Here is a 20,193-nt window from a genome sequence, read left to right on the forward strand (position 1 = left end):
CCCAGTATGGGCAAGGGTTGGGCCAGCCCCGGCGTTGCGGCCCGTCAACACCGGTCACATCCACCCATGTCTCCCGGTCGCCGCCGGCCCTACCGTGCGCGTTGCAGTGGCAGCTCTGACACAACCCACGGGAGAAGCGCATGGCGCAGGGCATGGCGAAGGTCAAACGCAGCGGGCTGGCCGCTGCGGCAGTGGTACTGGTGGCCCTGGCCGCCCTTCTGGTCTGGCACTTCTCCGGCACGCGGCCGGGCGGCGCGGCGCCCACGGCCCTCGCCGACCCGGACGCGCCCTTCACCGCGCTGGAGTGCAAGCCCCGTCTCTTCGACGACCGCCCCGCCCTGGCCGTCGTCTTCACCCAGCCGGTGGACGGCAGGCAGAACCTCAACGAGGCCCTGCGCGTGGTGGACCTGGGCCCGGCCGCCGCGGACGGCGACGCCCAGGAGCGCGGCGCCGAGCAGCCCGCCGCGTCCGCCCCCGGCACGCCGCTCGCGGGCTCGGCCCCCGCGGGCAAGCTGCTGCAGGGCGCCTGGGTCGTGGGCGACAACCCGCGCATCGCCTACTTCCCCTACGTCCAGCCGCAGCGGCGCTTCCACATCGAGGTGGCCGACACGCTCAAGGCGCAGGACGGGCGGCGCATCGCCGCCGCCCACGCCTGCGACGTCGCCAGCGAGGCCATGCCGCCCTCCTTCTTCTTCGCCAGCCGCGGCGTGGTGCTGCCCGCGGGCCAGAACGGCGGACTGCCGGTGGTGACCGTCAACGTGCCGGAGGTGGACATCCAGTTCCTGCGCGTGCTGCCGGAGCAGTTGCCCAAGTTCCTGGAGCGCGTGGCCGGCGCCCGCAAGAACGCGCGCGGTGAAGGCAGCGACGAGAACGGCGCCGGCCAGGAGGAGGAAGAAGACCCCTACCGCTACGACGACGGCAACAACCGCCGCCTGCAGGGCCTGGTGGGCGGCTGGCAACTGGACGAGCTGCGCAACCAAGCCCAAAGCGTGCACTTGGGCCGCTACGCCACCGACGACCAGCCCAACCGCCGCCACGTGAGCTTCATCCCCGTGGAAGGCATCAAGGAGCTGCAGGAGCCCGGCATCTACATCGCCGTGATGAGCCAGCCCGGCCGCTTCGCCCAGGAGTACCAGACGACCTACTTCTACGTCAGCGACATCGGCCTGATGGCGCGGCGTTACGCGCGGGGGCTGGACGCCTTCGCCAGCTCGCTCAAGTCCGGCGAGGCCCAGCGCGGCGTGGTGTTCGAGCTGCTGGACGAGAACGGCCGCAGCTTGGGCCGCGCCGAGGGCGACGGCGACGGGCACGGCCATTTCGAGGACGCGCCGGAATCCGCCGCCGTGCTCGTGGCCCGCCGCGGCGAAGGCGCCAAGGGCGCCATGAGCGTGCTGGCGCTGCGTGCGCCGGGGCTGGACCTGTCGGAGTTCGACGTCGGCGGCCACCCCTCACGCAACACCAAGCTGTTCGTGTGGGCCGGGCGCGACCTCTACCGCCCCGGCGAGCGCTTCGACGTTTCCGTGCTGGTGCGCGACGCGGACGGCAAGCCGCTGCCGCCGCAGCCGCTCACCGCCACGCTGAAGCGGCCGGATGGCCGCAGCGTCAGCACCACCGCCTGGAAGCCGAACGAGAAATTTCCCGGCTACCTGAGCCACGCCGTGGTGCTGCCGCCGGATGCGCCCACCGGCGCCTGGCAACTGGAGCTGCGCGCCGACCCCGGCGCCAAGCGGGCGGACGCGGCCTGGAAATTCCAGGTTGAGGAGTTCCTGCCCGAGCGCATGAAGCTGGAGCTGAACACCGCTCGCCCGGTGCTGCTGCCGGGGAATGATTTCGACGTGGCCGTGCGCGGCGACTACCTCTTCGGCGCCCCGGCCGCCGGCAACCGGCTGCTGGTGGCCGCCGCCACCTCGCGCCAGCGCTATGCCCTGCCGCAACAGTGGCCCGGCTTCGTGTTCGGCGACTTCAACGATGACGGCCAGGCCAAGCGCCAGGAAGTAGGCGACCAGGAGCTGGACGCCCAGGGCCGCACCCGCGTGAGCCTGCCGCTGCCGGACATGAAGCTGGACTCGCCCATGCTGGTGCGCGGCAGTTTCAGCCTGCTCGAAAGCGGCGGGCGGCCCGTGGTGCGCTCCATCGAGCGCGTGCTCTGGCCGGCGCCCAAGCTGTTGGCGGTGCGCCCGCTCTTCGACCGCGACGTGGCCCCGGACAACGCCCAGGCCGGCTTTGAGCTGACTCGGGTGGACGCCAATGGAAAACCGCAGCCGCTCAAGAAAGCCACCCTGCGCCTGGTGCGCGAGGACCGCCAGTGGTACTGGCGCCATGACGACCAGCGCGGCTGGACCTCCGGCTACACGGAGACGGACGAGCTGATCGAGTCCGGCGCCGTGGCCATCGCCACCCAGGGCGACCGCAGCCGCGTTTCGCTGCCCGTGCGCTGGGGCCGCTACCGCCTGGAGGTGGACGACCCCGAGACCGGCCTCACCCTGCGCTACCGCTTCCACGCCGGCTGGGGCGCGCAGGAGTCCGAAGACCTGGGCAACCGCCCCGATCGCGTGCAGTTGAAGCTGGCCCAGGCGCCGTTGAAAGCCGGCGAGCGGGCGCGGCTGACCATCACCCCGCCGCACGACGGCACGGCGCTGGTCACCGTGGAGGGCGACAAGCTGCTGTGGAGCCAGCGCGTGGACGTGCGCGCGGCCGGCACGGACATCGCCATTCCCGTGGACGCGGCCTGGGCGCGGCATGACCTTTACGTCGCCGTCACCGCGCTGCGGCCGGGCAGCCAGGGCGAGCGCGTGACGCCCGCGCGGGCCGTCGGCCTCATCCACCTGCCGCTGGCCCGCACGGAGCGGCAGTTGAAAGTGGCGCTGCAGGCGCCGGCCAAGGTGCTGCCGGAAAAGCGCGCCACGGTGCGGGTGAAGGCCGAGGGACTCGGCGGGCAGGCGGCGCTGGTGACCTTGTCGGCCGTGGACGTGGGCATCCTCAACATCACGCGCTTTCCCACGCCGGACCCGCTGGACTTCTTCTTCGGCAAGCACCGCTACGGGGCCGAGCAGCTCGACCTCTACGGCCGCCTGATCGAGAAGATGGAAGGCAGCACCGCCAGGCTGCGCTGGGGCGGCGACGCCAGCCTGCGCGACAGCAAGAGCCTGCCCAAGAAGGTGAAGCTGGTGGACCTGTTCAGCGGCCCGGTCCAGCTCAACGCCCAAGGCGAGGCGGACATTCCCGTGGACGTGCCGGACTTCAACGGCACGCTGCGGCTGATGGCGGTGGTGGCCACGGCCGACCGCTTCGGCAAGGCCGACGCCGAGATGGTGTCGGCCGCACCCATCGTCGCCGAGCTGGCCACGCCGCGCTTCATCTCGCCCGGCGACAGCGCCTTCATCGCACTGGACGTGACGAACCTGAGCGGCGCGCCGCAGGACCTCCAGATCAGCCTGCAGGGCGCCGAGCCCGTGCGCGTGGGCGGCAGCGAGCAGTCGCTGTCGCTGAAACATCAGCAGCGCGTGACGCTGCGTTTTCCGGTGGAGGCGACGGACGCTTACGGCCTAGGCCGGCTGCGGCTGCAGGTGGTGAGCGCCAGCGGCATCCGCATCGCGCGCGAGTCCGTGCTGCAGGTACAGCCGGCCGTGCCGCTGGAGACGGAAGTGCGCCGCCTGCGCGTGGCGCCGGGCGAGTCGCTCAAGCTGGAGGCGAACCTGCTGGAGCGCTTCCACAAGGGCTCGGCCACGCTGTCCCTGGCCGTGTCGGACAAGCCGCCGCTCAACGTGCGCCAGCTCGTCCAGGGGCTGCTGGACTACCCCTACGGCTGCCTGGAGCAGACCACCAGCGCGGCCTACCCGCACCTCTTCATCGACGAGGCGCAGGCCCAGGCGCTGGGTTTGAAAGCCCGCACGCGCGAGGAGCGCACGGCCTTCGTCGAAGGCGCCCTGGGCCGTCTGGCCGGCCTGCAAAAGGCCAACGGCGGGTTCACCTTGTGGGGCGACGGCGGCTATGAAACCTGGCTCTCGGCCTACGTGATGGGCTTCATGCAGGACGCCCGCGACCAGGGTTTTGCGGTGCCGGACGCCTTCTACCGCAAGGCGCAAGGCTGGCTGCTGCAGGAGCTGCAACAGGCGCCCAACCGCTTCCCGCAACTGCCGGCGCCCTTGCAGGCCGCGTTGGGTGCGAGCGCGGCGCGGCCGGCGGCCTCGGCGGCCAGCGCCGCGATGGACCGCGGCCTGAGCAGCCGCGACCTGGCCCTGCTGCGCGACAGCCACCAGCGCTTCGCGGAGCTGGCGCACGTGGGCTACATCCTGGCGCGCGACCAGAAGGCGCCGCTGGCCATGCTGCGCTACCTGCACGACCAGCAGCGGCTGAAGGCCCGCTCGCCGCTGCCGCTGGTGCACCTGGCCATCGCCTTGAAACTCATGGGCGACGAGGCGCGCTCGCAGGCCGCCTTGGACGACGCCCTGCGCCGCCCCTACGGCCTGCCCGGCGCCCGCGATGCGTGGTATTTCGAATGGCTCGGCGACTACGGCACCCCCGTGCGCGACGCCGCGCTGGCCTACGCGCTGCTGGCGCGGCACGAGATCAAGGCGGCGCGGCGCGACAACCTGCTCTTCGACGCGGCGGACCGATTGAATGGGCGCCCTTACCTCTCCACGCAGGAGCGGCTGTCGCTGTTCCTGGCCGCGCGCGCGGCCGGGCTCACCGGCGGTGGCGGCAGCGGCGACGGCTGGCAGGCGCAGTTGAGCGTGGGCGAGGCGGTGCAGGCGCTGGCCTCCAAGGGCGTGGAGCAGCGCAGCCTGGACGCGGCGGCGCTGGCGCGCGGCGTGTCGCTGGCCAACCGGCATGCGCAGCCGCTGCTGGTGGAGGTGCAGGCCTCCGGCTACCCGGTGAAGGCCCCGGCGCCGCGCGACACGGACATCGAGCTCAAGCGCGACTGGTTCGACGCGCAGGGCCAGCCGCTGGCGGCCGGGCGGGCGCTGCGCGTGGGCGACCTCGTGATCGTGCGCGTGCGGGCACGCGCGTCGCAGACGTTGGAGAACGGCCTGATCGTGGACCGCGTGCCGGCCGGCATGGAGGTGGAGAACCTCAACCTGTCGCAGGGCCCCAAGGCCGAGGAGTTCAGCATCGAGGGCGTGAACGTGGCCGCCGCCATGGCCGACGGCCGCTTGAAGCACCGCGAGTACCGCGACGACCGCTACGTGGCCGCGGCGCGGCTGGACCGCGAGTGGCTGCCGGTCTTCTACATGCTGCGCGTGGTCAGCCCCGGCCGCTTCGTGGTGCCCGCCCCCTTCGCCGAGGACATGTACCGGCCGGAGCTGCGCGGCGTGGGAGCGGACGGCGGCACGGTGCTGATCGAGGACCCGCGGGGGGCTGCGGGGCAGTGAGGGCGTGCAGGTCGGAGGCCGTGAGGACGATGCGGACAAAAGGCCATGAGATGCCCGCCGTGAGCCGGTGCCGACCGCCTCCTGCTTCGTCATGCCCGCGAAAGCGGGCATCCACGCCAGCCGGGGTGCTGGCGCGCCGACGCCACCCCTGGGCGATGCCGTTCGAAAACCACACCCCGGTGTTCGTGGATGCCCGCTTTCGCGGGCATGACGAAGTAGTAGGGGAGCCTCGCCGGCTTGCGGCCGGCGCCCAGGACGCTTCCCGAACCGCAGTGCGCCTTCGCGGGGATGGCGAAGTCTCGGTGGAGGCTCATCGGCTCACGGCGGGCGGCAAAGCGCCATGAGCCGACTGCGCCGCCTCGAACTCACCCTGGCCGCCCTGCTCGCCGTGCTGCTGGCGCTCGATCTGGCCTTCCCGCCGCCCATCCCCCGCGACGCCCCCGGCGCCGTGGTCGCTGCGCGCGACGGCACGCCGCTGCGCACCTGGCCGGACGCCGACGGCATCTGGCGCCAGCCCGTCACGCCGCAGAGCGTCTCCCCGCTCTACCTGCAAGCCGTACTCGGCTACGAGGACCGCTGGTTTCACCTCCACCCCGGCGTCAACCCGGTCGCCTTGGCGCGCGCGGCGGCGCAGTGGCTGCGGCATGGGCGCATCGTCTCCGGCGGCTCCACGCTGACCATGCAGGTCGCGCGCCTCCTGGACCCGCCGCCGCCCGGCGCCGGCAGCCGCAGCCTGCGCGCCAAGCTGCGCCAGATGGCCCGCGCACTGCAACTGGAGCTGCGCCTGTCCAAGCGCGAGATCCTGACGCTGTACCTCAACCGCGCCCCCATGGGCGGCATCGTCCAGGGCGTGGAGATGGCCAGCCGCGGCTACCTGGGCCGCCCCGCGCTGCACCTGAGCGCGGCGGAAGCCGCCCTGCTGGCCGCGCTGCCCCAGGCGCCCTCGCGGCTGCGCCCGGACCGCGACCCGGCCGCCGCCCAAGCCGCACGCGACAAGGTGCTGCAGCGGCTGCTGGACGTAGGCGTCTGGGATGCTCGAACCGTCGCCGACGCCCGCATGGAAAAGGTCGCCGTGCAGCCGCTGCGCGCGCAGTGGCTGGCGCCGCTGGCGGCCGAGCGCGTGCGCACCCAGGCTCGCGCCGCCGCAAAGGCCGCCAGGCCAGGCGCCGCCGCCACCGTGCTGCGCACCACGCTGTCGGCCGAGTTGCAGGCGGGCGTCGAGCGGCTGCTGCTGGACCGGGTCGATGCGCTGCCGCCGCGCGTGTCCATGGCCGTGCTGGTCATGGACAACGACACGCTGGAGCTGCTGGCCTACGCCGGCTCGGCCGACTTCACCGACCCGCGCCGTGCCGCGCACGTGGACATGGCGCGCGGCGTGCGCTCGCCGGGATCGACGCTCAAACCCTTTCTCTACGCGCTGGCGCTGGACGAGGGGCTGATCCACTCCGAGAGCCTGCTGGTGGATGCGCCGCAGAACTTCGGCGGCTACGCACCGGGCAACTTCCAGGCGTCCTTCAGCGGGCCGGTGAGCGTGGCCGAGGCACTGCAGAAGTCGCTCAACGTGCCGGCGGTGGACCTGCTGGAGCGGCTGACGCCGCAGCGCCTGGCCGCCGTGCTGCGCGCAGGCGGCTTGAAGTTGCGCATGGCGCCGGGGGCGGAGCCGAACCTCAGCCTCATCCTGGGCGGTGCGGGCACCACGCTGGAGGAGCTCGTGGGCGCCTACCGCGCGCTGGCGCGCGGCGGCCTGTCCGGCCTGCCGCGGCTCACGCCCGGCGCGCCGCGCGTGGAGGCGCGGCTGATGAGCGCGGGGGCGGCCTTCATCGTCCGCGACATCCTGGAAGGCGGCGGCCATCCCGAGCGGCCCTTCACCGAAGGCACGCGGCGCCTGGCCTGGAAGACGGGCACCAGCTTCGGTTTCCGGGACGCCTGGGCCGTGGGCGTGACAGACCAGCACACGGTGGGCGTCTGGGTGGGCCGGCCGGACGGCACGCCCAACCCGGGCTTCTTCGGCGCCAACACCGCTGCGCCGCTGCTGCAGGACATCGTGGCCCTGCTGCCGGAGGCCGAGGCGCCGACCGGCCAACGCACGCCCCCGCCCGGCGTGGCGCCGCTGCGCAGTTGCTGGCCGCTGGGCCTGAGCGCGCAGGCCACGGCGCCACGCCACTGCCTGGTGCAGCGCACGGGCTGGATGCTGGACGGCGCCGCGCCGCCCACCCTGCCGGACCGCGAGCGCAGCGGCGGCCTGCTTGGGCCGGGCTGCGCGGACAGCAGCGACGGCACCCCCGTGGCACGCTGGCCGCTGGCGCTGGCGCCCTGGGTGCAGGGCGGCGCGGGCGATTGCGGTGACGGCGGCAGCGCGCTGCGCATCGCCGGGCTGGAAGCCGGCACCGTGCTCAAACCCGTGCCGGGGCGCGCGGCGGTGGAGCTGAGCGTTTCGGCCCAGGGCGACGTGCCCGCGCGCGAGCCGCTGTACTGGCTGCTGGACGGCGTGCAGCAGCAGCGCAGCCGCGTGGGCGAAACCGTGACGCTGCGCCTGGAGCAGCCCGGCACGCACACGCTCACGGTGCTGGATGGCCAGGGGCGCTGGCAGCGCGTGGCGTTTCGCGTGAGCCGCTGAGCGCGGCGGGCCGGCAGGCGCCGTCCACGCCGCGCCTGTTAAGCAACCGTTGGTGACCGCATGCCTCATCCCGAGGGACGACAGGCGCCGTGGGCCGGGCTATTGCTAGTGCCGTCTGTACCAGGAGCAGCCCATGGTCGAAGACGGCACGGCATTCCCCACCACGCTTGCACCGCGGCGGCGGTGGCGGTGGCGGACCGCCGCAGCGCTGCTCCTGCCCCTGCTGCTGGCGCACGCCACGGGCTCCACGCAAAACAACACCCCACGCCTGCGGCCGCTGGCGGCCAACGCCCCCGCCCTGGCGCCGGCCTCGCGCATGCCGCCCGCCGCGGCCTCCCGCCATGCCGCCATAGACGCCGTGCTGGCCGCGGACCTGCTGGCCTGGGCCAGCCGGCTCTCAGGCCTGCCCAACCCGCCCGGCGAGGCGCTGCCGCGCTTCATCCCGCTGCCGCAGCGCGAGATCGCCAGGACGGTCTGCGACGACCGCCCCGCGGGCTGCGAGTCGCTGGTGGCCGTGTACGACACCGACCGGCGCCACATCCTCTACCGCGACACGCTGGACATGCGCGACCCGACGGACCAGTCCTTCATCGTCCACGAGCTGGTGCACCACCTGCAGTTCCTGCAGCGTGGCGAGTCGCTGTTCGCCAGTTGCCAGAGCACCTTGTCCGGCGAGGCCCAGGCCTACCGCGTGCAAAACCTCTACCAGGACCATTTCCGCCAATGGCAGCGCATGGGCGAGGTGCTGCGCTACATGCACTGCGACGGCAGCGGCGCCGAGCCGGTGGCGCGCTTGATGGGGCTGCCGGGAATGCCCGCGCGGTAAGGGGCCGGGCCGGCGCGGCGGCGCCGGCCGCGCCCTACACCCCCAGCCGCTGCGCCAGATCGACGAAATCCGACGCCACCACGTCCCAGTCCTGCTCGGGGCCGAGATTCTTCGTCTGCGACGGCCCGTACTCCGTGGGCCGGGGCATGAAAGCGGTGCGCAGCCCTTGCGCGCGGGCGGCCGCCAGGTCGTCGTTGTGCGCAGCGCACAGCATCAGCTCACCCGGCCGCAGGTCCAGCATGTGCGCCGCGCCCAAGTAGGTCTGCGGCAGCGGCTTGTAGGCATGGAAGGTCTCGGCGGAAAAGACCACGTCCCACGGCAGATCCGCATGCTTGGCCATGTTCACCAGCAGCGCCACGTTGCCGTTGGACAGCGTGCCGATGACGTACCGGGACTTCAGGCGCCGCAGCCCTTCGCGCACGTCGGCCCAGGGGTTCAGGCGGTGCCAGACGCGGTTGAGGTGGCAACGGTCCGCCTCGTCCAGGTGCTGCAGGCCGTACTTGGGCAGCAGCTCTTCCAGCGCCTCGCGGTGCAGCGCGTCCAGCACCGTCCAGGGCACGGCGCCGCTGCGCACGCGCTGCATCTGCGGCTGGTAGCGAGCGCGCCAGTCGTCGGCCAGCGCGGCCCAATCGCAGGCGATGCCGCGCTGCGCCCCCCAGGCGCCCAGGTCGGCGGCGATGCTGCCGCGCCAGTCCACCACCGTGCCGAACACGTCGAACACGAGGGCTTGAACTTGCGTCATGACGGTCTCCTCTCGCAGGCGCTGGCGGCCTGGCGCAAACGTGGGGAAACCAGTGTGCCGCAGGCCGCCAGCCCTGCCGGCTTGAAGGCAGGCACCCAAGAAAAAGCCCGCCGGAGGCGGGCTTGATGGCTGAAGGGCGCGGGGCCGATCAGAAGCGGTGGCGGATGCCCACGCCGTAGCTCTTGGCGGTGGTGTAGGTGGCCTTGGCCTCGTCCTTGTCGCTCATGGCGGCGACGTAGACGTCGGTGCGCTTGGACAGGAAGTAGTCGTAGCCCAGGCTGAAGGTCTTCTGGTCTGCGGAGCCGGGCCGGTTGAGCAGGCCGTAGGCAGCCAGCACCTTGCCGTTGCCCAGCGGGATGGCGGCGCTCACGTCGCTGAGCTTGCTCTTGGGCGAGCCGGCCACGGAGCGGTTCTCGACCTGCGTGTGCTGCGCGAACACCTTGACCACGCCGAAGTCATACGTGGCGCCGAGCTGCCACGTGCGGGTGTCGTCCACCTTCAAGGCGGTGGAGATGTCCTTTTCCACGTCCTGGTACACGGCCACGGCGGAGAAGTTGCCGACGTCGTAGTTCAGCCCGGCGCTCACGTTGCGATGGCCCACCTTCTCACCGGCCGCGGCCAGCACGCTGGCCTTGAAGCCGCCCAGCTTGGGCGAGGTGTACAGCACCGAGTCGCTCCAGCCGCTGTCGCCGGTCACCGGCGCCGTGATGGCCGAGGGCAGGAACACGTGGCGCACCGTCGGCGAGAAGGTGTAGGAGTCGCCGAAGGCGTTGTAGACGATGGTCGAGACGAACAGCAGCGTGGTGTTGCGGCCCAACTGCACGGTGCCCAGCGAGGCGCTGCTCAGGCCCACGTAGGCGTTGCGCGCGAAGAAGGCGTCGCCGTTGAAGCGGCCGCTGGCGCCGGTATCGGCCAGGAAGAAGCCTTCGGCCGCGAACACCGCGGACAGGCCGCCACCCAGGTCTTCCTTGCCGCGCAGGCCCCAGTAGCTGGTGGTCATGCCGCCAGGCTGCATCTTGGTCATGGACTTCGCGCCCGGGTCCTGGTAACGGCCGGCCGACAGGTCCACCAGGCCGTACAGCTGCACCGTGCTCTGCGCCTGCGCGGCACCGGCGCAGGCCATCAACGCGGCCAGAGCCAGGCCGCTGCGAGCAAAAAATTTCTTCATGGAGTCCCTCGGGGGGTAATGGGTTGTGGGGGTTATGGGTAATGCAAGCGCCGACCCGCCACGCAAGCGGCCCGGCCAGGGAACCGCTTCATGCAGTTTGTGTGCCAATTTGCGTGCACCGTAACGGGTCGCGTGTATACGATTTTCGAGGCTGCGGATTGCACGGCCCTTGCGCTAAGTCGTCAGGGCTTGAGATCGGCCGCCTTGATGGCCGGCGCCCAATCCGAGACCTGGTGGGCCACGAAAGCGGCGAAGGGTTCGCCGCCGGGCTTGGCCGGCGTGATGCCCAGTTCGGCGAAGCGCTTGACGGTGGCCGGGTCGGCCACGATGTCGGCCAACGCCTTGGAGAGCTTGTCCACCACGTCCTTGGGCAGCCCGGCCGGGCCGGAGACGCCGAAGTAGTTCTCCGCCACCAGTTGCGGCAGGCCCAGCTCGGTGACGCTGGGCACGTCGGGCAGCAGCGGCGAGCGCTCGCGCGTGCTCACGGCCAGGGCCTTGATCTGCCCGGCCTTGACCATGGGAACGAAGGCGGTGATGACGTCTATGCCCAGCGGGATGGTGCCGGCGATGAGGTCCGTGGTCATGGGCGCGCCGCCGCGGTAGGGCACGTGCGTCATCTGCAGCTTCATGGCGGCCTTGGTCATCTCGCCCACGATGTGGCCGATGGAGCCGGGGCCGCCGCTGCCGAAGGTGTAGCCCGGCGCGGCCGCGGCCTTGGGCAAGTCCTTGAGCGAGGCGGGCCCGCTCTTGGGATTGGCCATGAACAGCACCGGCGCCACGCCCAACAGCGCCACGTGCGTGAACTGCTTGACCGGGTCGTAGGGCTGGCGCGGCACGGCCCACGGGCCGATCGAGAGCGGCGTGGAGTTGGACAGCAGCAGCGTGTAGCCGTCGGCCGGCGCGCGCGCCACCTCCGACCCGCCAATCGTGCCGCCGGCGCCGGGCTTGTTGTCCACCACCACCGGCTGGCCAAGCGCGTGGGCCAGCGGATCGGCAATGGCGCGCGCGACGATGTCGCTGGCGCCGCCGGCGGCAAAGGTCACCACCAGCCGCACGGGCTTCTCCGGCCACGCGGCCTGCGCCGCGCCGGCCTGCAGGCCCAGCAGCAGCGTGCACGCGAGCACGGCACGACGACGCATCTTCAACATGGCTTGTCCTCCATCACAACGGAAGCCGCCCTTGACGCAAGGCATGCGCCAGCAACGTTGAACGGCCGGATCAGGAACCGCGGTAGGTGCTGTAGCTCCAGGGGCTCACCAGCAGCGGCACGTGGTAGTGCGAGGCCGGGTCGGCAATGCCGAAGTCCAGCGGCACCTCGTCGATGAAGGGCACCGCAGGCAACTCCGTGCCGCGGGCGCGGAAATACGGCGCCACCGAGAACACCAGGCGGTAGCGGCCGGCCTGCAGCGCCTCGCCCTCCAGCAGCGGGCCGCCGCCGCGGCCGTCGGCGTCCAGCGTGAGGCGGCGCAACTCCTGCGTGCCGCCTTCAGGCAGCAGCCGCAGCAGCGTCACCTGCATGCCCGCGGCGGGGCAGCCGTTGGCGGTATCGAGCACGTGGGTGCTGAGTTTTCCCATGGTTGTCGTCCTGGCTGATGATTGAAAGGCCCTGAGGGCTGCGCCGGCTACTGCCGGCTTGCCGTGGTGCGCAGCGCACCGCCCTGGCGCATGGCAAATCGCAATTGGTGCATACCATCATGCTGCGGGTTTGCACGCTGCGAATGCACGCCAAACTGTATACACTTTGGCGCACAGACCGCAAGCACTGATGTGGTGACGGCCTACACTTCGCCGCATCAGAACAACCTTTTTCGAGACACCATGCCACGCAGCCGCAGCCCGCTACAGCTCGTCGCCCCCGCCGCCCAGGCCAAGGCGGCGGCGTCCGCCCAACCGTCCGCGCGCAGCGAGGCCAGCGCCACGCAGCGCATCGCCGAGTCCATCACCACGGCCATCGTGGAGCGGCGGCTCATGCCCGGCACCAAGCTGGCCGAGCAGCAGATTGCCGACATCTTCAAGGTCTCGCGCACCCTCGTGCGCCAGGCCCTGAACCAGCTCAGCCGCGACCGCCTGGTGACGCTGGAGCCCGCGCGCGGCGCCTTCGTCGCGCAGCCCAGCGTGGACGAGGCGCGCCAGGTGTTCGAGGTGCGCAAGATGCTCGAAGGCGCCATGCTCAGGCAGTTGTGCACGCGCATCACCGACGCGCAGCTCGCCGAGCTGCGCGCCCACCTCAAGGCCGAGCGCACCGCCGTCACGCGCACCGACGTGACCGGCCGCACCCGGCTGCTGGCGGACTTCCACGTCATCCTGGCGCGCATGCTGGGCAACGAGGTGCTGGCGCAGATGCTCACGGACCTGCTCTCGCGCAGCTCGCTCATCAGCCTGATGTACCAGAGCTCGCATTCGGCCGAGCACTCGCAGGCCGAGCACGTGGCCATCGTGGACGCGCTGGAGCGCCGCGACGCGCGCGCGGCCGTCAAGCTCGTGGAGCAGCACCTGGGCAACGTCGAGCGCAACCTGCGCCTGAACCCGCGCGCCAGCGACCTCGCGCTGGCGCTGCAGCCGCTGGAGTGACGGCCCGGCCCGCTTCAGCCTCCTTCTCCCCCGCCCAAGGCCCGCTGCCCCCGCAGCGGGCAGACACACCCCACAAGCAAAGGCAGTACGAGACATGAGCACGAACCGCTACCCCCGCGACCTGGCCGGTTACGGCCGCAACGCCCCGCATGCGCGCTGGCCCGGCCATGCCCGCGTGGCGGTGCAGTTCGTCCTCAACTACGAGGAAGGCGGCGAGAACTCCGTGCTGCACGGCGACGCCGGCAGCGAGCAGTTCCTCTCCGAGATGTTCAACCCCGCGGCCTACCCCGCGCGGCACCTCTCCATGGAAGGCGTCTACGAGTACGGCTCGCGCGTGGGCGTGTGGCGCATCCTGCGCGAGTTCGAGCGCCGCGGTCTGCCGCTGACCATCTTCGGCGTGGGCATGGCGCTGCAGCGCTGCCCCGAGGTCACCGCCGCCTTCGTGGAGCTGGGCCACGAGATCGCCTGCCACGGCTGGCGCTGGATCCACTACCAGAACCTGGATGAGGCCACCGAGCGCGAGCACATGCGCTTGGGCATGGAAGCCATCGAGAAGCTCACCGGCGAGCGCGCCCTGGGCTGGTACACCGGCCGCGACAGCCCAAACACCCGCCGCCTGGTGGCCGACTACGGCGGCTTCGAGTACGACAGCGACTACTACGGCGACGACCTGCCCTTCTGGCTGCAGGTGAGGAAGACCGACGGCGAGCTGGCGCCGCAGTTGATCGTCCCTTACACGCTGGACTGCAACGACATGCGCTTCGCGCTGCCGCAAGGCTTCAGCCACGGCGACGAGTTCTTTGAATACCTGCGCGACGCCTTCGACGTGCACTACGCCGAGGGCGACGAGCGGCCAAGCATGATGAGCATCGGCATGCACTGCCGGCTGCTGGGCCGCCCGGGGCGCATGCGCGCGCTGCAGCGCTTCCTGGACCACGTGCAGCAGCACGAGCGCGTGTGGGTCGCGCGCCGCGTGGACATCGCCCGCCACTGGAAGGCCTACCACCCCTTCGACGCGGCCACGGCCTTCGTGTGGGAGTGAACGCCATGCTGACGCTGGACACCCTCAATGCCGCCTCGCAGGCGCAGTTCACCGAGCTGCTGGACGGCACCTACGAGCACTCGCCCTGGATCGCCGAAAAGGCCTGGCACCGCCGCCCCTTCGCCAGCCTCGCGCACCTGAAACGCGCGCTGGTGGAGGTACTGCAGGAAGCCGGGCGCGAGGCGCAACTGGGCCTCATCCGCGCCCACCCGGAGCTCGCCGGCAAGGCCATGGTGGCCCAGTCGCTCACGGCCGAGTCCACCAACGAGCAGGGCAAGGCGGGCCTGACCGACTGCACGCCCGCGGAATTCGACAAGCTGCAGCGCCTGAACGCCGACTACAACGCCAAGTTCGGCTGGCCCTTCATCCTGGCCGTGCGCGGGCCGCGCGGCGCGGGGCTCAACCGCTGGCAGATCATCGAGACCTTCGAGCGGCGCTTGATGAACCACCCGGACTTCGAGTTCGCCGAGGCGCTGCGCAACATCCACCGCATCGCCGAGATACGGCTGAACGACAAGTTCGGCTTCACGCCCACCATGGGTAACCTGGTGTGGGACTGGGCCGAATCGCTGGCCGAGTTCAGCGAGTTGCCCGACGCGCTCACCGTCACGTACCTGACCGAGCCGCACCGCGCCTGCGCCGCGCGCCTGGCCGAGTGGATGCGCGAGGGCTGCGGCTTCGACGAGGTGACGATTGACGCCGTGGGCAACGTGGTGGGCATCTACCACGGCAGCGACCCGCAGGCCAAGCGGCTGCTCACCGGCAGCCACTACGACACCGTGCGCAACGGCGGCAAGTACGACGGGCGCCTGGGCATCCTCGTGCCCATGGCCTGCGTGCGCCTGCTGCAGCGCGCCGGCCAGCGGCTGCCCTTCGGTATCGAGGTGGTTGGCTTCGCCGAGGAAGAGGGCCAGCGCTACAAGGCCACCTTCCTGGGCTCCGGCGCCTTGATCGGCCAGTTCGACTGGGGCTGGCTGGACCAGACCGATGCCAGCGGCGTCTCCATGCGCCAGGCCATGCAAGACGCCGGGCTGCGCACCGAGGACATTGCCTCGCTGCAGCGCGACCCGGCCCGCTATCTCGGCTTCGTGGAAGTGCACATCGAGCAGGGCCCGGTGCTGGACGCGCTGGACCTGCCGCTGGGCGTGGTCACGTCCATCAACGGCAGCGTGCGGCTGATGGGCGAGATCACCGGCCAGGCCAGCCACGCCGGCACCACGCCCATGGGCCAGCGCCGCGACGCGGCAGCCGCCGTGGCCGAGCTGCTGCTGTACGTGGAAAAGCGGGCGGCTGAAGTGCCGGACCTCGTGGGCACGGTGGGCATGCTGGAGGTGCCCAACGGCTCCATCAACGTCGTCCCCGGCCGCTGCCGCTTCAGCCTGGACATCCGCGCCACCACCAACGAGGTGCGCGACGCCTGCCTGGCCGACGTGCGCGCCGAGGCCCAGCGCCTCTGCGAGCGCCGCGGCGTGGCCTTGAAACTGGAAGAGACCCTGCGCGCCGCCGCAGCGCCCAGCGCGCCTGAGTGGCAGCAGCGCTGGGAGCAGGCCGTGCAGGCGCTTGGGCTGCCCGTGTTCCGCATGCCCAGCGGCGCCGGCCACGACGCCATGAAGCTGCACGAAGCCATGCCGCAAGCCATGCTGTTCCTGCGCGGCGGCAACGCCGGCATCAGCCACAACCCGCTGGAAACCATCACCAACGACGACGCCGAGCTGTGCGTCCAGGCCTTCAACCAGTTGCTGGCGCAACTGCAGTAAGACCGCCAGCAAGCCACCACATCATCATGACCAAGCCCTACGCCCAGCTCGACGCCTGGATAGACGCCCACTTCGACGAGGAGGTGTCTTTCCTCCAGGAGATGGTCCGCGTCCCCACCGACACCCCGCCCGGCAACAACGCCCCGCACGCCGAGCGCACCGCGCAACTGCTCGCGGGCTTCGGCTTCGAGGCCGAAAAGCACGCCGTCCCTGTCGAGGAAGTGAAGGCCGGCGGCCTGGAAAGCATCACCAACCTGATCGTGCGCCGCCGCTATGCCGACGGCGGCCGCACCATCGCCCTCAACGCCCACGGCGACGTGGTGCCGCCCGGCGAAGGCTGGACCCACGACCCCTACGGCGGCGAGATCGAAGGCGGCCAGCTCTTCGGCCGTGCCGCCGCCGTCAGCAAGAGCGACTTCGCCACTTTTACTTTTGCCGTGCGCGCGCTCGAAGCGCTGGGTAACCAGCTCAAAGGCGGCGTGGAGCTGCACTTCACTTATGACGAGGAGTTCGGCGGCGAACTGGGCCCGGGCTGGCTGCAGAAGAAGGGCCTGACCAAGCCCGACCTCGCGATGGCGGCAGGCTTCAGCTACCAGGTGGTGACGGCCCACAACGGCTGCCTGCAGATGGAAGTGACGGTGCAGGGCAAGATGGCCCACGCCGCCATTCCCGACACCGGCGTGGACGCGCTGCAGGGCGCCGTCACCATCCTCAACGCGCTGTACGAGCAGAACCGGCTCTACAAGCAGGTGACGTCGCAGGTGCCGGGCATCAACCACCCCTACCTCAACGTCGGCCGCATCGAGGGCGGCACCAACACCAACGTGGTGCCGGGCAAGGTGGTGCTGAAGCTGGACCGCCGCATGATCCCCGAGGAGAACCCCGAGCAGGTCGAGGCCGACATCCGCCGCGTCATCACCCAAGCCGCGCAGAGCTTCCCGGGCATCGGCGTGGACATCCGCCGCATGCTGCTGGCCCGCGCGCTGCAGCCGCTGGCGGGCAACGCGCCGCTGGTCCATGCGCTGCAGCAGCATGGCCGCGAGGTGTTCGGCGAAGAGATTCCCACCTCCGGCACGCCGCTCTACACCGACGTGCGCCTGTACTGCGAGCACGGCATCCCGGCCGTGATCTACGGCGCGGGCCCGCGCACCGTGCTGGAGAGCCACGCCAAGCGCAACGACGAGCGCCTGGACCTCGAAGACCTGCGCCGCGCCACCAAGGTCGTGGCCCGCAGCCTGCTCGACCTGCTGAGCTGACCTGCCCCGCGCACCAGGCTTGGGCCGGCCCTGGCCCGCCCTGGTGCGCGGCGTGCCGCCGCGGGGCGCGCACGCTGCAGTGGCTGTCCGGCCGCCACCTCGCGCCGCGCGTACATGCGGGCACGGATCATGCGATTGCATACACAACCGCATACCGGAGCCCTCATGATCCCGACCCCTTCCCGCCGTTTCGTCCTGACGCGCCTGGCCGGCCTGGCCCTGGCGTGCGCCGTGGCCGCTCCGGCCCTGGCGCAGGAGCGCGACGTACGCTTCCAGCTCGACTGGCGTTTCGAGGGCCCCGCGGCCCTGTTCCTCACGCCCGCGGCCAAGGGCTACTTCAAGGCCGAGAAGCTCAACGTCACCGTGGACGCCGGCAACGGCTCGGGTGGCGCGGTCACCCGCGTGGCGTCGGGCTCCTACGACATGGGCTTTGCCGACCTGGCCGCCCTCATGGAGTTCCACGCCAACAACCCCACGGCGCCCAACAAGCCGGTGGCGGTGATGATGGTCTACAACAACACGCCCGCCGCGGTGCTGGCGCTCAAGAAGAGCGGCATCAAGACGGCCGCGGACCTGAACGGCAAGAAGCTGGGCGCCCCGGTGTTCGACGCCGGCCGCCGCGGCTGGCCCATCTTCGCCAAGGCCAACCAGGTGCAGAACGTGGCCTGGACCAGCATGGACCCACCGCTGCGCGAGACCATGCTGGTGCGCGGCGACATCGACGCCATCACCGGCTTCAGCTTCACCTCGCTGCTCAACCTGGAAGCGCGCGGCGTGAAGACGGAGGACGCGGTCATCCTCCCCTACGCCACCCACGGCGTGAAGCTCTACGGCAACGCCATCATCGCGGGCGAGGAGTTCCTCAAGAAGAATCCCGAGGCGGTGAAGGCCTTCCTGCGCGCATTCACCCGCGGCGTGAAGGACGTGGTGGCCGACCCGCAGGCGGCCATCGCCACCGTCAAGGCGCGCGACGGCATCATCAACGAGGCGCTGGAGCTGCGCCGGCTGAAGCTGGCCATGGAGCAGACCGTGCTCACCGCCGACGCCAAGGCCGAGGGCTTCGGCGAGGTCAACCCGGCGCGGCTGTCGCTCATGGCCAGCCAGGTCTCCGATGCCTACGCAACCAAGGCGCGCGTCGATGCCACGGCGGTGTGGAACGGCGCCTTCCTGCCCAGCGCGGCCGACCGCAACATCTTCGCCGCGGCCAGGAAGTGAAGCCCTTCGTCGAGTTCCGCCAGGTCTGGCTGGCCTACAACGACGCGCTGCTGGCCCAGGGCCAGTACGCGGTCGAGGACATCTCGCTGCAGGCCCGCCAGGGCGAGTTCATCGCCATCGTGGGCCCGTCGGGCTGCGGCAAGAGCACCTTCATGAAGCTGGCCACCGGCTTGCGCCGGCCCAGCAAGGGCACGGTGGTCATCGACGGCCAGGAGGTCAGCGGGCCGCTGAAGATCACCGGCATGGCCTTCCAGGCGCCCAGCCTGCTGCCCTGGCGCACCACGCTGGACAACGTGCTGCTGCCGCTGGAAATCGTGGAGCCCTGGCGCTCGTCTTTCCGCGCCCACCGCGCCGAGTACCGCGAGAAGGCCCGCGCGCTGCTGGCAGGCGTGGGCCTGGCCGGCTACGAGGACAAGTTTCCCTGGCAACTGTCGGGGGGCATGCAGCAGCGCGCGAGCATCTGCCGTGCGTTGATCCATGAGCCGCGCATGCTGCTGCTGGACGAGCCCTTCGGCGCGCTGGACGCCTTCACCCGCGAGGAGCTGTGGTGCACGCTGCGCGACCTGCAGGCCGCGCGCGGCTTCAACGTCATCCTGGTCACGCACGACCTGCGCGAGAGCGTCTTCCTCGCCGACACGGTGTACGTGATGAGTAAAAGTCCGGGCCGCTTCGTGGTGCGACGCGACATCGAGCTGCCGCGCCCGCGCGACCTGGAAGTGACCTACACCCCCGCCTTCACCGACATCGTGCACGAGCTGCGCGGCCACATCGGCGCCATGCGCAAGAGCGGCACGGCGCTGGCCCAGTGAGGAGCACCACGCCATGACCCCCTTGGACAAGAAACTCGAAGCCGCCGCGCCCTGGCTGCTGCTCCTCGCCACCGTGCTGCTGTGGCAGGGCCTGTGCATGGCCCTGGACGTCAGCGAGTTCGTCTTCCCCAGCCCCGCGCGCATTGCAGAGCAGGCCTGGGAGCACCACGCAGCCATCCTCGCCCACGCCTGGCGCACTTTCTGGGTGACGATGGTGGGCTTTGCCATCGCCATCGTGGTGGGCGTGCTGTTGGGCGCGCTCATGGGCAGCTCGCGCCTGGCCTACAACGCCATGTACCCGCTGATGACGGGCTTCAACGCGCTGCCCAAGGCGGCCTTCGTGCCCATCCTGGTCGTGTGGTTCGGCATTGGCGTTGGGCCGGCGGTGCTCACGGCGTTCCTGATCAGCTTCTTCCCGATCATGGTGAACATCGCCACCGGGCTGGCGACGCTGGAGCCGGAGCTCGAAGACGTGCTGCGCGTGCTGGGCGCGCGGCGCAGCGACGTGCTGCTCAAGGTCGGCCTGCCGCGCTCGCTGCCCTACTTCTACGGCTCGTTGAAGGTGGCCATCACGCTGGCTTTCGTGGGCACGACGGTGAGCGAGATGACGGCCGCCAACGAAGGCATCGGCTACCTGCTGGTGTCGGCCGGCAGCTCCATGCAGATGGGCCTGGCCTTCGCCGGGCTGCTGGCCGTGGGCGTCATGGCCATGGCCATGTACGAGCTGTTCGCGGTGGTGGAAAAGCGCACCACGGCCTGGGCGCACCGCGGCCAGGGCTGATGCCTGAAGGCGGTGTGCGCCCTGCGCAGAATCGGGC

14 protein-coding genes are annotated in these 20,193 nt (G+C 71.1%); 10 read left to right on the top strand and 4 right to left on the bottom strand.

The window, feature by feature from the left end; all coding sequences use genetic code 11:
- Positions 1-152 precede the first annotated feature (152 nt).
- From SM757_RS21295 to SM757_RS21305, 3 genes are all read left to right on the top strand, one after another.
- A complete protein-coding gene (locus SM757_RS21295) occupies positions 153-5,372 on the top strand; it encodes an alpha-2-macroglobulin family protein (RefSeq protein ID WP_322466953.1) in 5,220 nt (1,739 codons plus the stop codon).
- Between the two features lie 340 nt (positions 5,373-5,712).
- Positions 5,713-7,989, top strand: a complete 2,277-nt coding sequence (pbpC, locus tag SM757_RS21300) for a penicillin-binding protein 1C (RefSeq protein ID WP_322466954.1) — start codon at positions 5,713-5,715, stop codon at positions 7,987-7,989.
- A gap of 133 nt (positions 7,990-8,122) precedes the next feature.
- Positions 8,123-8,815: a hypothetical protein gene (locus SM757_RS21305; RefSeq protein ID WP_322466955.1), complete on the top strand. Its 693-nt coding sequence runs from the start codon at positions 8,123-8,125 to the stop codon at positions 8,813-8,815.
- 34 nt (positions 8,816-8,849) lie between these two features.
- Here SM757_RS21305 and SM757_RS21310 read toward each other — a convergent pair whose 3' ends face one another.
- From SM757_RS21310 to uraH, 4 genes are all read right to left on the bottom strand, one after another.
- The gene (locus SM757_RS21310; RefSeq protein ID WP_322466956.1) at positions 8,850-9,557 is read right to left on the bottom strand and encodes a haloacid dehalogenase type II; all 708 of its coding nucleotides are present in this window, start codon (positions 9,555-9,557) and stop codon (positions 8,850-8,852) included.
- Between the two features lie 148 nt (positions 9,558-9,705).
- Positions 9,706-10,725, bottom strand: a complete 1,020-nt coding sequence (locus SM757_RS21315) for a porin (RefSeq protein WP_322466957.1) — start codon at positions 10,723-10,725, stop codon at positions 9,706-9,708.
- A 182-nt stretch (positions 10,726-10,907) separates the two neighbouring features.
- Positions 10,908-11,873, bottom strand: coding sequence for a Bug family tripartite tricarboxylate transporter substrate binding protein (locus SM757_RS21320; RefSeq protein ID WP_238455903.1), 966 nt, complete (start codon positions 11,871-11,873; stop codon positions 10,908-10,910).
- 70 nt (positions 11,874-11,943) lie between these two features.
- Positions 11,944-12,300, bottom strand: a complete 357-nt coding sequence (gene uraH, locus SM757_RS21325; RefSeq protein WP_322466958.1) for a hydroxyisourate hydrolase — start codon at positions 12,298-12,300, stop codon at positions 11,944-11,946.
- Positions 12,301-12,543: 243 nt separating this feature from the next.
- Here uraH and SM757_RS21330 point away from each other — a divergent pair, with 243 nt between their 5' ends.
- The 7 genes from SM757_RS21330 to SM757_RS21360 all read left to right on the top strand — a co-directional run bounded on the left by SM757_RS21330 (position 12,544) and on the right by SM757_RS21360 (position 20,156).
- Positions 12,544-13,296 carry a GntR family transcriptional regulator gene (locus SM757_RS21330; RefSeq protein WP_066341360.1) on the top strand — a complete coding sequence of 251 codons (753 nt, stop codon included), beginning with the start codon at positions 12,544-12,546 and terminating at the stop codon, positions 13,294-13,296.
- 94 nt (positions 13,297-13,390) lie between these two features.
- Positions 13,391-14,338, top strand: a complete 948-nt coding sequence (puuE, locus tag SM757_RS21335; RefSeq protein WP_066341362.1) for an allantoinase PuuE — start codon at positions 13,391-13,393, stop codon at positions 14,336-14,338.
- A gap of 5 nt (positions 14,339-14,343) precedes the next feature.
- A complete protein-coding gene (gene uraD / locus SM757_RS21340; protein ID WP_322466959.1) occupies positions 14,344-16,095 on the top strand; it encodes a 2-oxo-4-hydroxy-4-carboxy-5-ureidoimidazoline decarboxylase in 1,752 nt (583 codons plus the stop codon).
- A 26-nt stretch (positions 16,096-16,121) separates the two neighbouring features.
- Complete coding sequence (locus SM757_RS21345) at positions 16,122-17,351, top strand: M20 family metallopeptidase (RefSeq protein ID WP_322466960.1); 1,230 nt, start codon at positions 16,122-16,124, stop codon at positions 17,349-17,351.
- Positions 17,352-17,516: 165 nt separating this feature from the next.
- A complete protein-coding gene (locus SM757_RS21350) occupies positions 17,517-18,566 on the top strand; it encodes an ABC transporter substrate-binding protein (protein WP_322466961.1) in 1,050 nt (349 codons plus the stop codon).
- Complete coding sequence (locus SM757_RS21355; protein ID WP_066343444.1) at positions 18,563-19,375, top strand: ABC transporter ATP-binding protein; 813 nt, start codon at positions 18,563-18,565, stop codon at positions 19,373-19,375. The genes SM757_RS21350 and SM757_RS21355 overlap by 4 nt, the downstream gene beginning before the upstream one ends.
- Positions 19,376-19,388: 13 nt before the next feature.
- Positions 19,389-20,156, top strand: a complete 768-nt coding sequence (locus tag SM757_RS21360; protein WP_322466962.1) for an ABC transporter permease — start codon at positions 19,389-19,391, stop codon at positions 20,154-20,156.
- Positions 20,157-20,193: the final 37 nt, after the last annotated feature.

The organism is Azohydromonas lata, assembly GCF_034427735.1.
Taxonomy (GTDB): Bacteria; Pseudomonadota; Gammaproteobacteria; order Burkholderiales; family Burkholderiaceae_C; genus Azohydromonas; species Azohydromonas lata.

What these genes read in the sequence shown, in the direction of transcription:
- uraH (WP_322466958.1), bottom strand. Translation starts at nt 12,300, where the DNA reads ATGGGAAAACTCAGCACCCACGTGCTCGATACCGCCAACGGCTGCCCC.
- SM757_RS21360 (WP_322466962.1), top strand. Translation starts at nt 19,389, where the DNA reads ATGACCCCCTTGGACAAGAAACTCGAAGCCGCCGCGCCCTGGCTGCTG.
- SM757_RS21350 (WP_322466961.1), top strand. Translation starts at nt 17,517, where the DNA reads ATGATCCCGACCCCTTCCCGCCGTTTCGTCCTGACGCGCCTGGCCGGC.
- uraD (WP_322466959.1), top strand. Translation starts at nt 14,344, where the DNA reads ATGCTGACGCTGGACACCCTCAATGCCGCCTCGCAGGCGCAGTTCACC.
- SM757_RS21330 (WP_066341360.1), top strand. Translation starts at nt 12,544, where the DNA reads ATGCCACGCAGCCGCAGCCCGCTACAGCTCGTCGCCCCCGCCGCCCAG.
- SM757_RS21310 (WP_322466956.1), bottom strand. Translation starts at nt 9,557, where the DNA reads ATGACGCAAGTTCAAGCCCTCGTGTTCGACGTGTTCGGCACGGTGGTG.
- SM757_RS21305 (WP_322466955.1), top strand. Translation starts at nt 8,123, where the DNA reads ATGGTCGAAGACGGCACGGCATTCCCCACCACGCTTGCACCGCGGCGG.
- pbpC (WP_322466954.1), top strand. Translation starts at nt 5,713, where the DNA reads ATGAGCCGACTGCGCCGCCTCGAACTCACCCTGGCCGCCCTGCTCGCC.
- puuE (WP_066341362.1), top strand. Translation starts at nt 13,391, where the DNA reads ATGAGCACGAACCGCTACCCCCGCGACCTGGCCGGTTACGGCCGCAAC.
- SM757_RS21345 (WP_322466960.1), top strand. Translation starts at nt 16,122, where the DNA reads ATGACCAAGCCCTACGCCCAGCTCGACGCCTGGATAGACGCCCACTTC.
- SM757_RS21295 (WP_322466953.1), top strand. Translation starts at nt 153, where the DNA reads ATGGCGAAGGTCAAACGCAGCGGGCTGGCCGCTGCGGCAGTGGTACTG.
- SM757_RS21315 (WP_322466957.1), bottom strand. Translation starts at nt 10,725, where the DNA reads ATGAAGAAATTTTTTGCTCGCAGCGGCCTGGCTCTGGCCGCGTTGATG.
- SM757_RS21320 (WP_238455903.1), bottom strand. Translation starts at nt 11,873, where the DNA reads ATGTTGAAGATGCGTCGTCGTGCCGTGCTCGCGTGCACGCTGCTGCTG.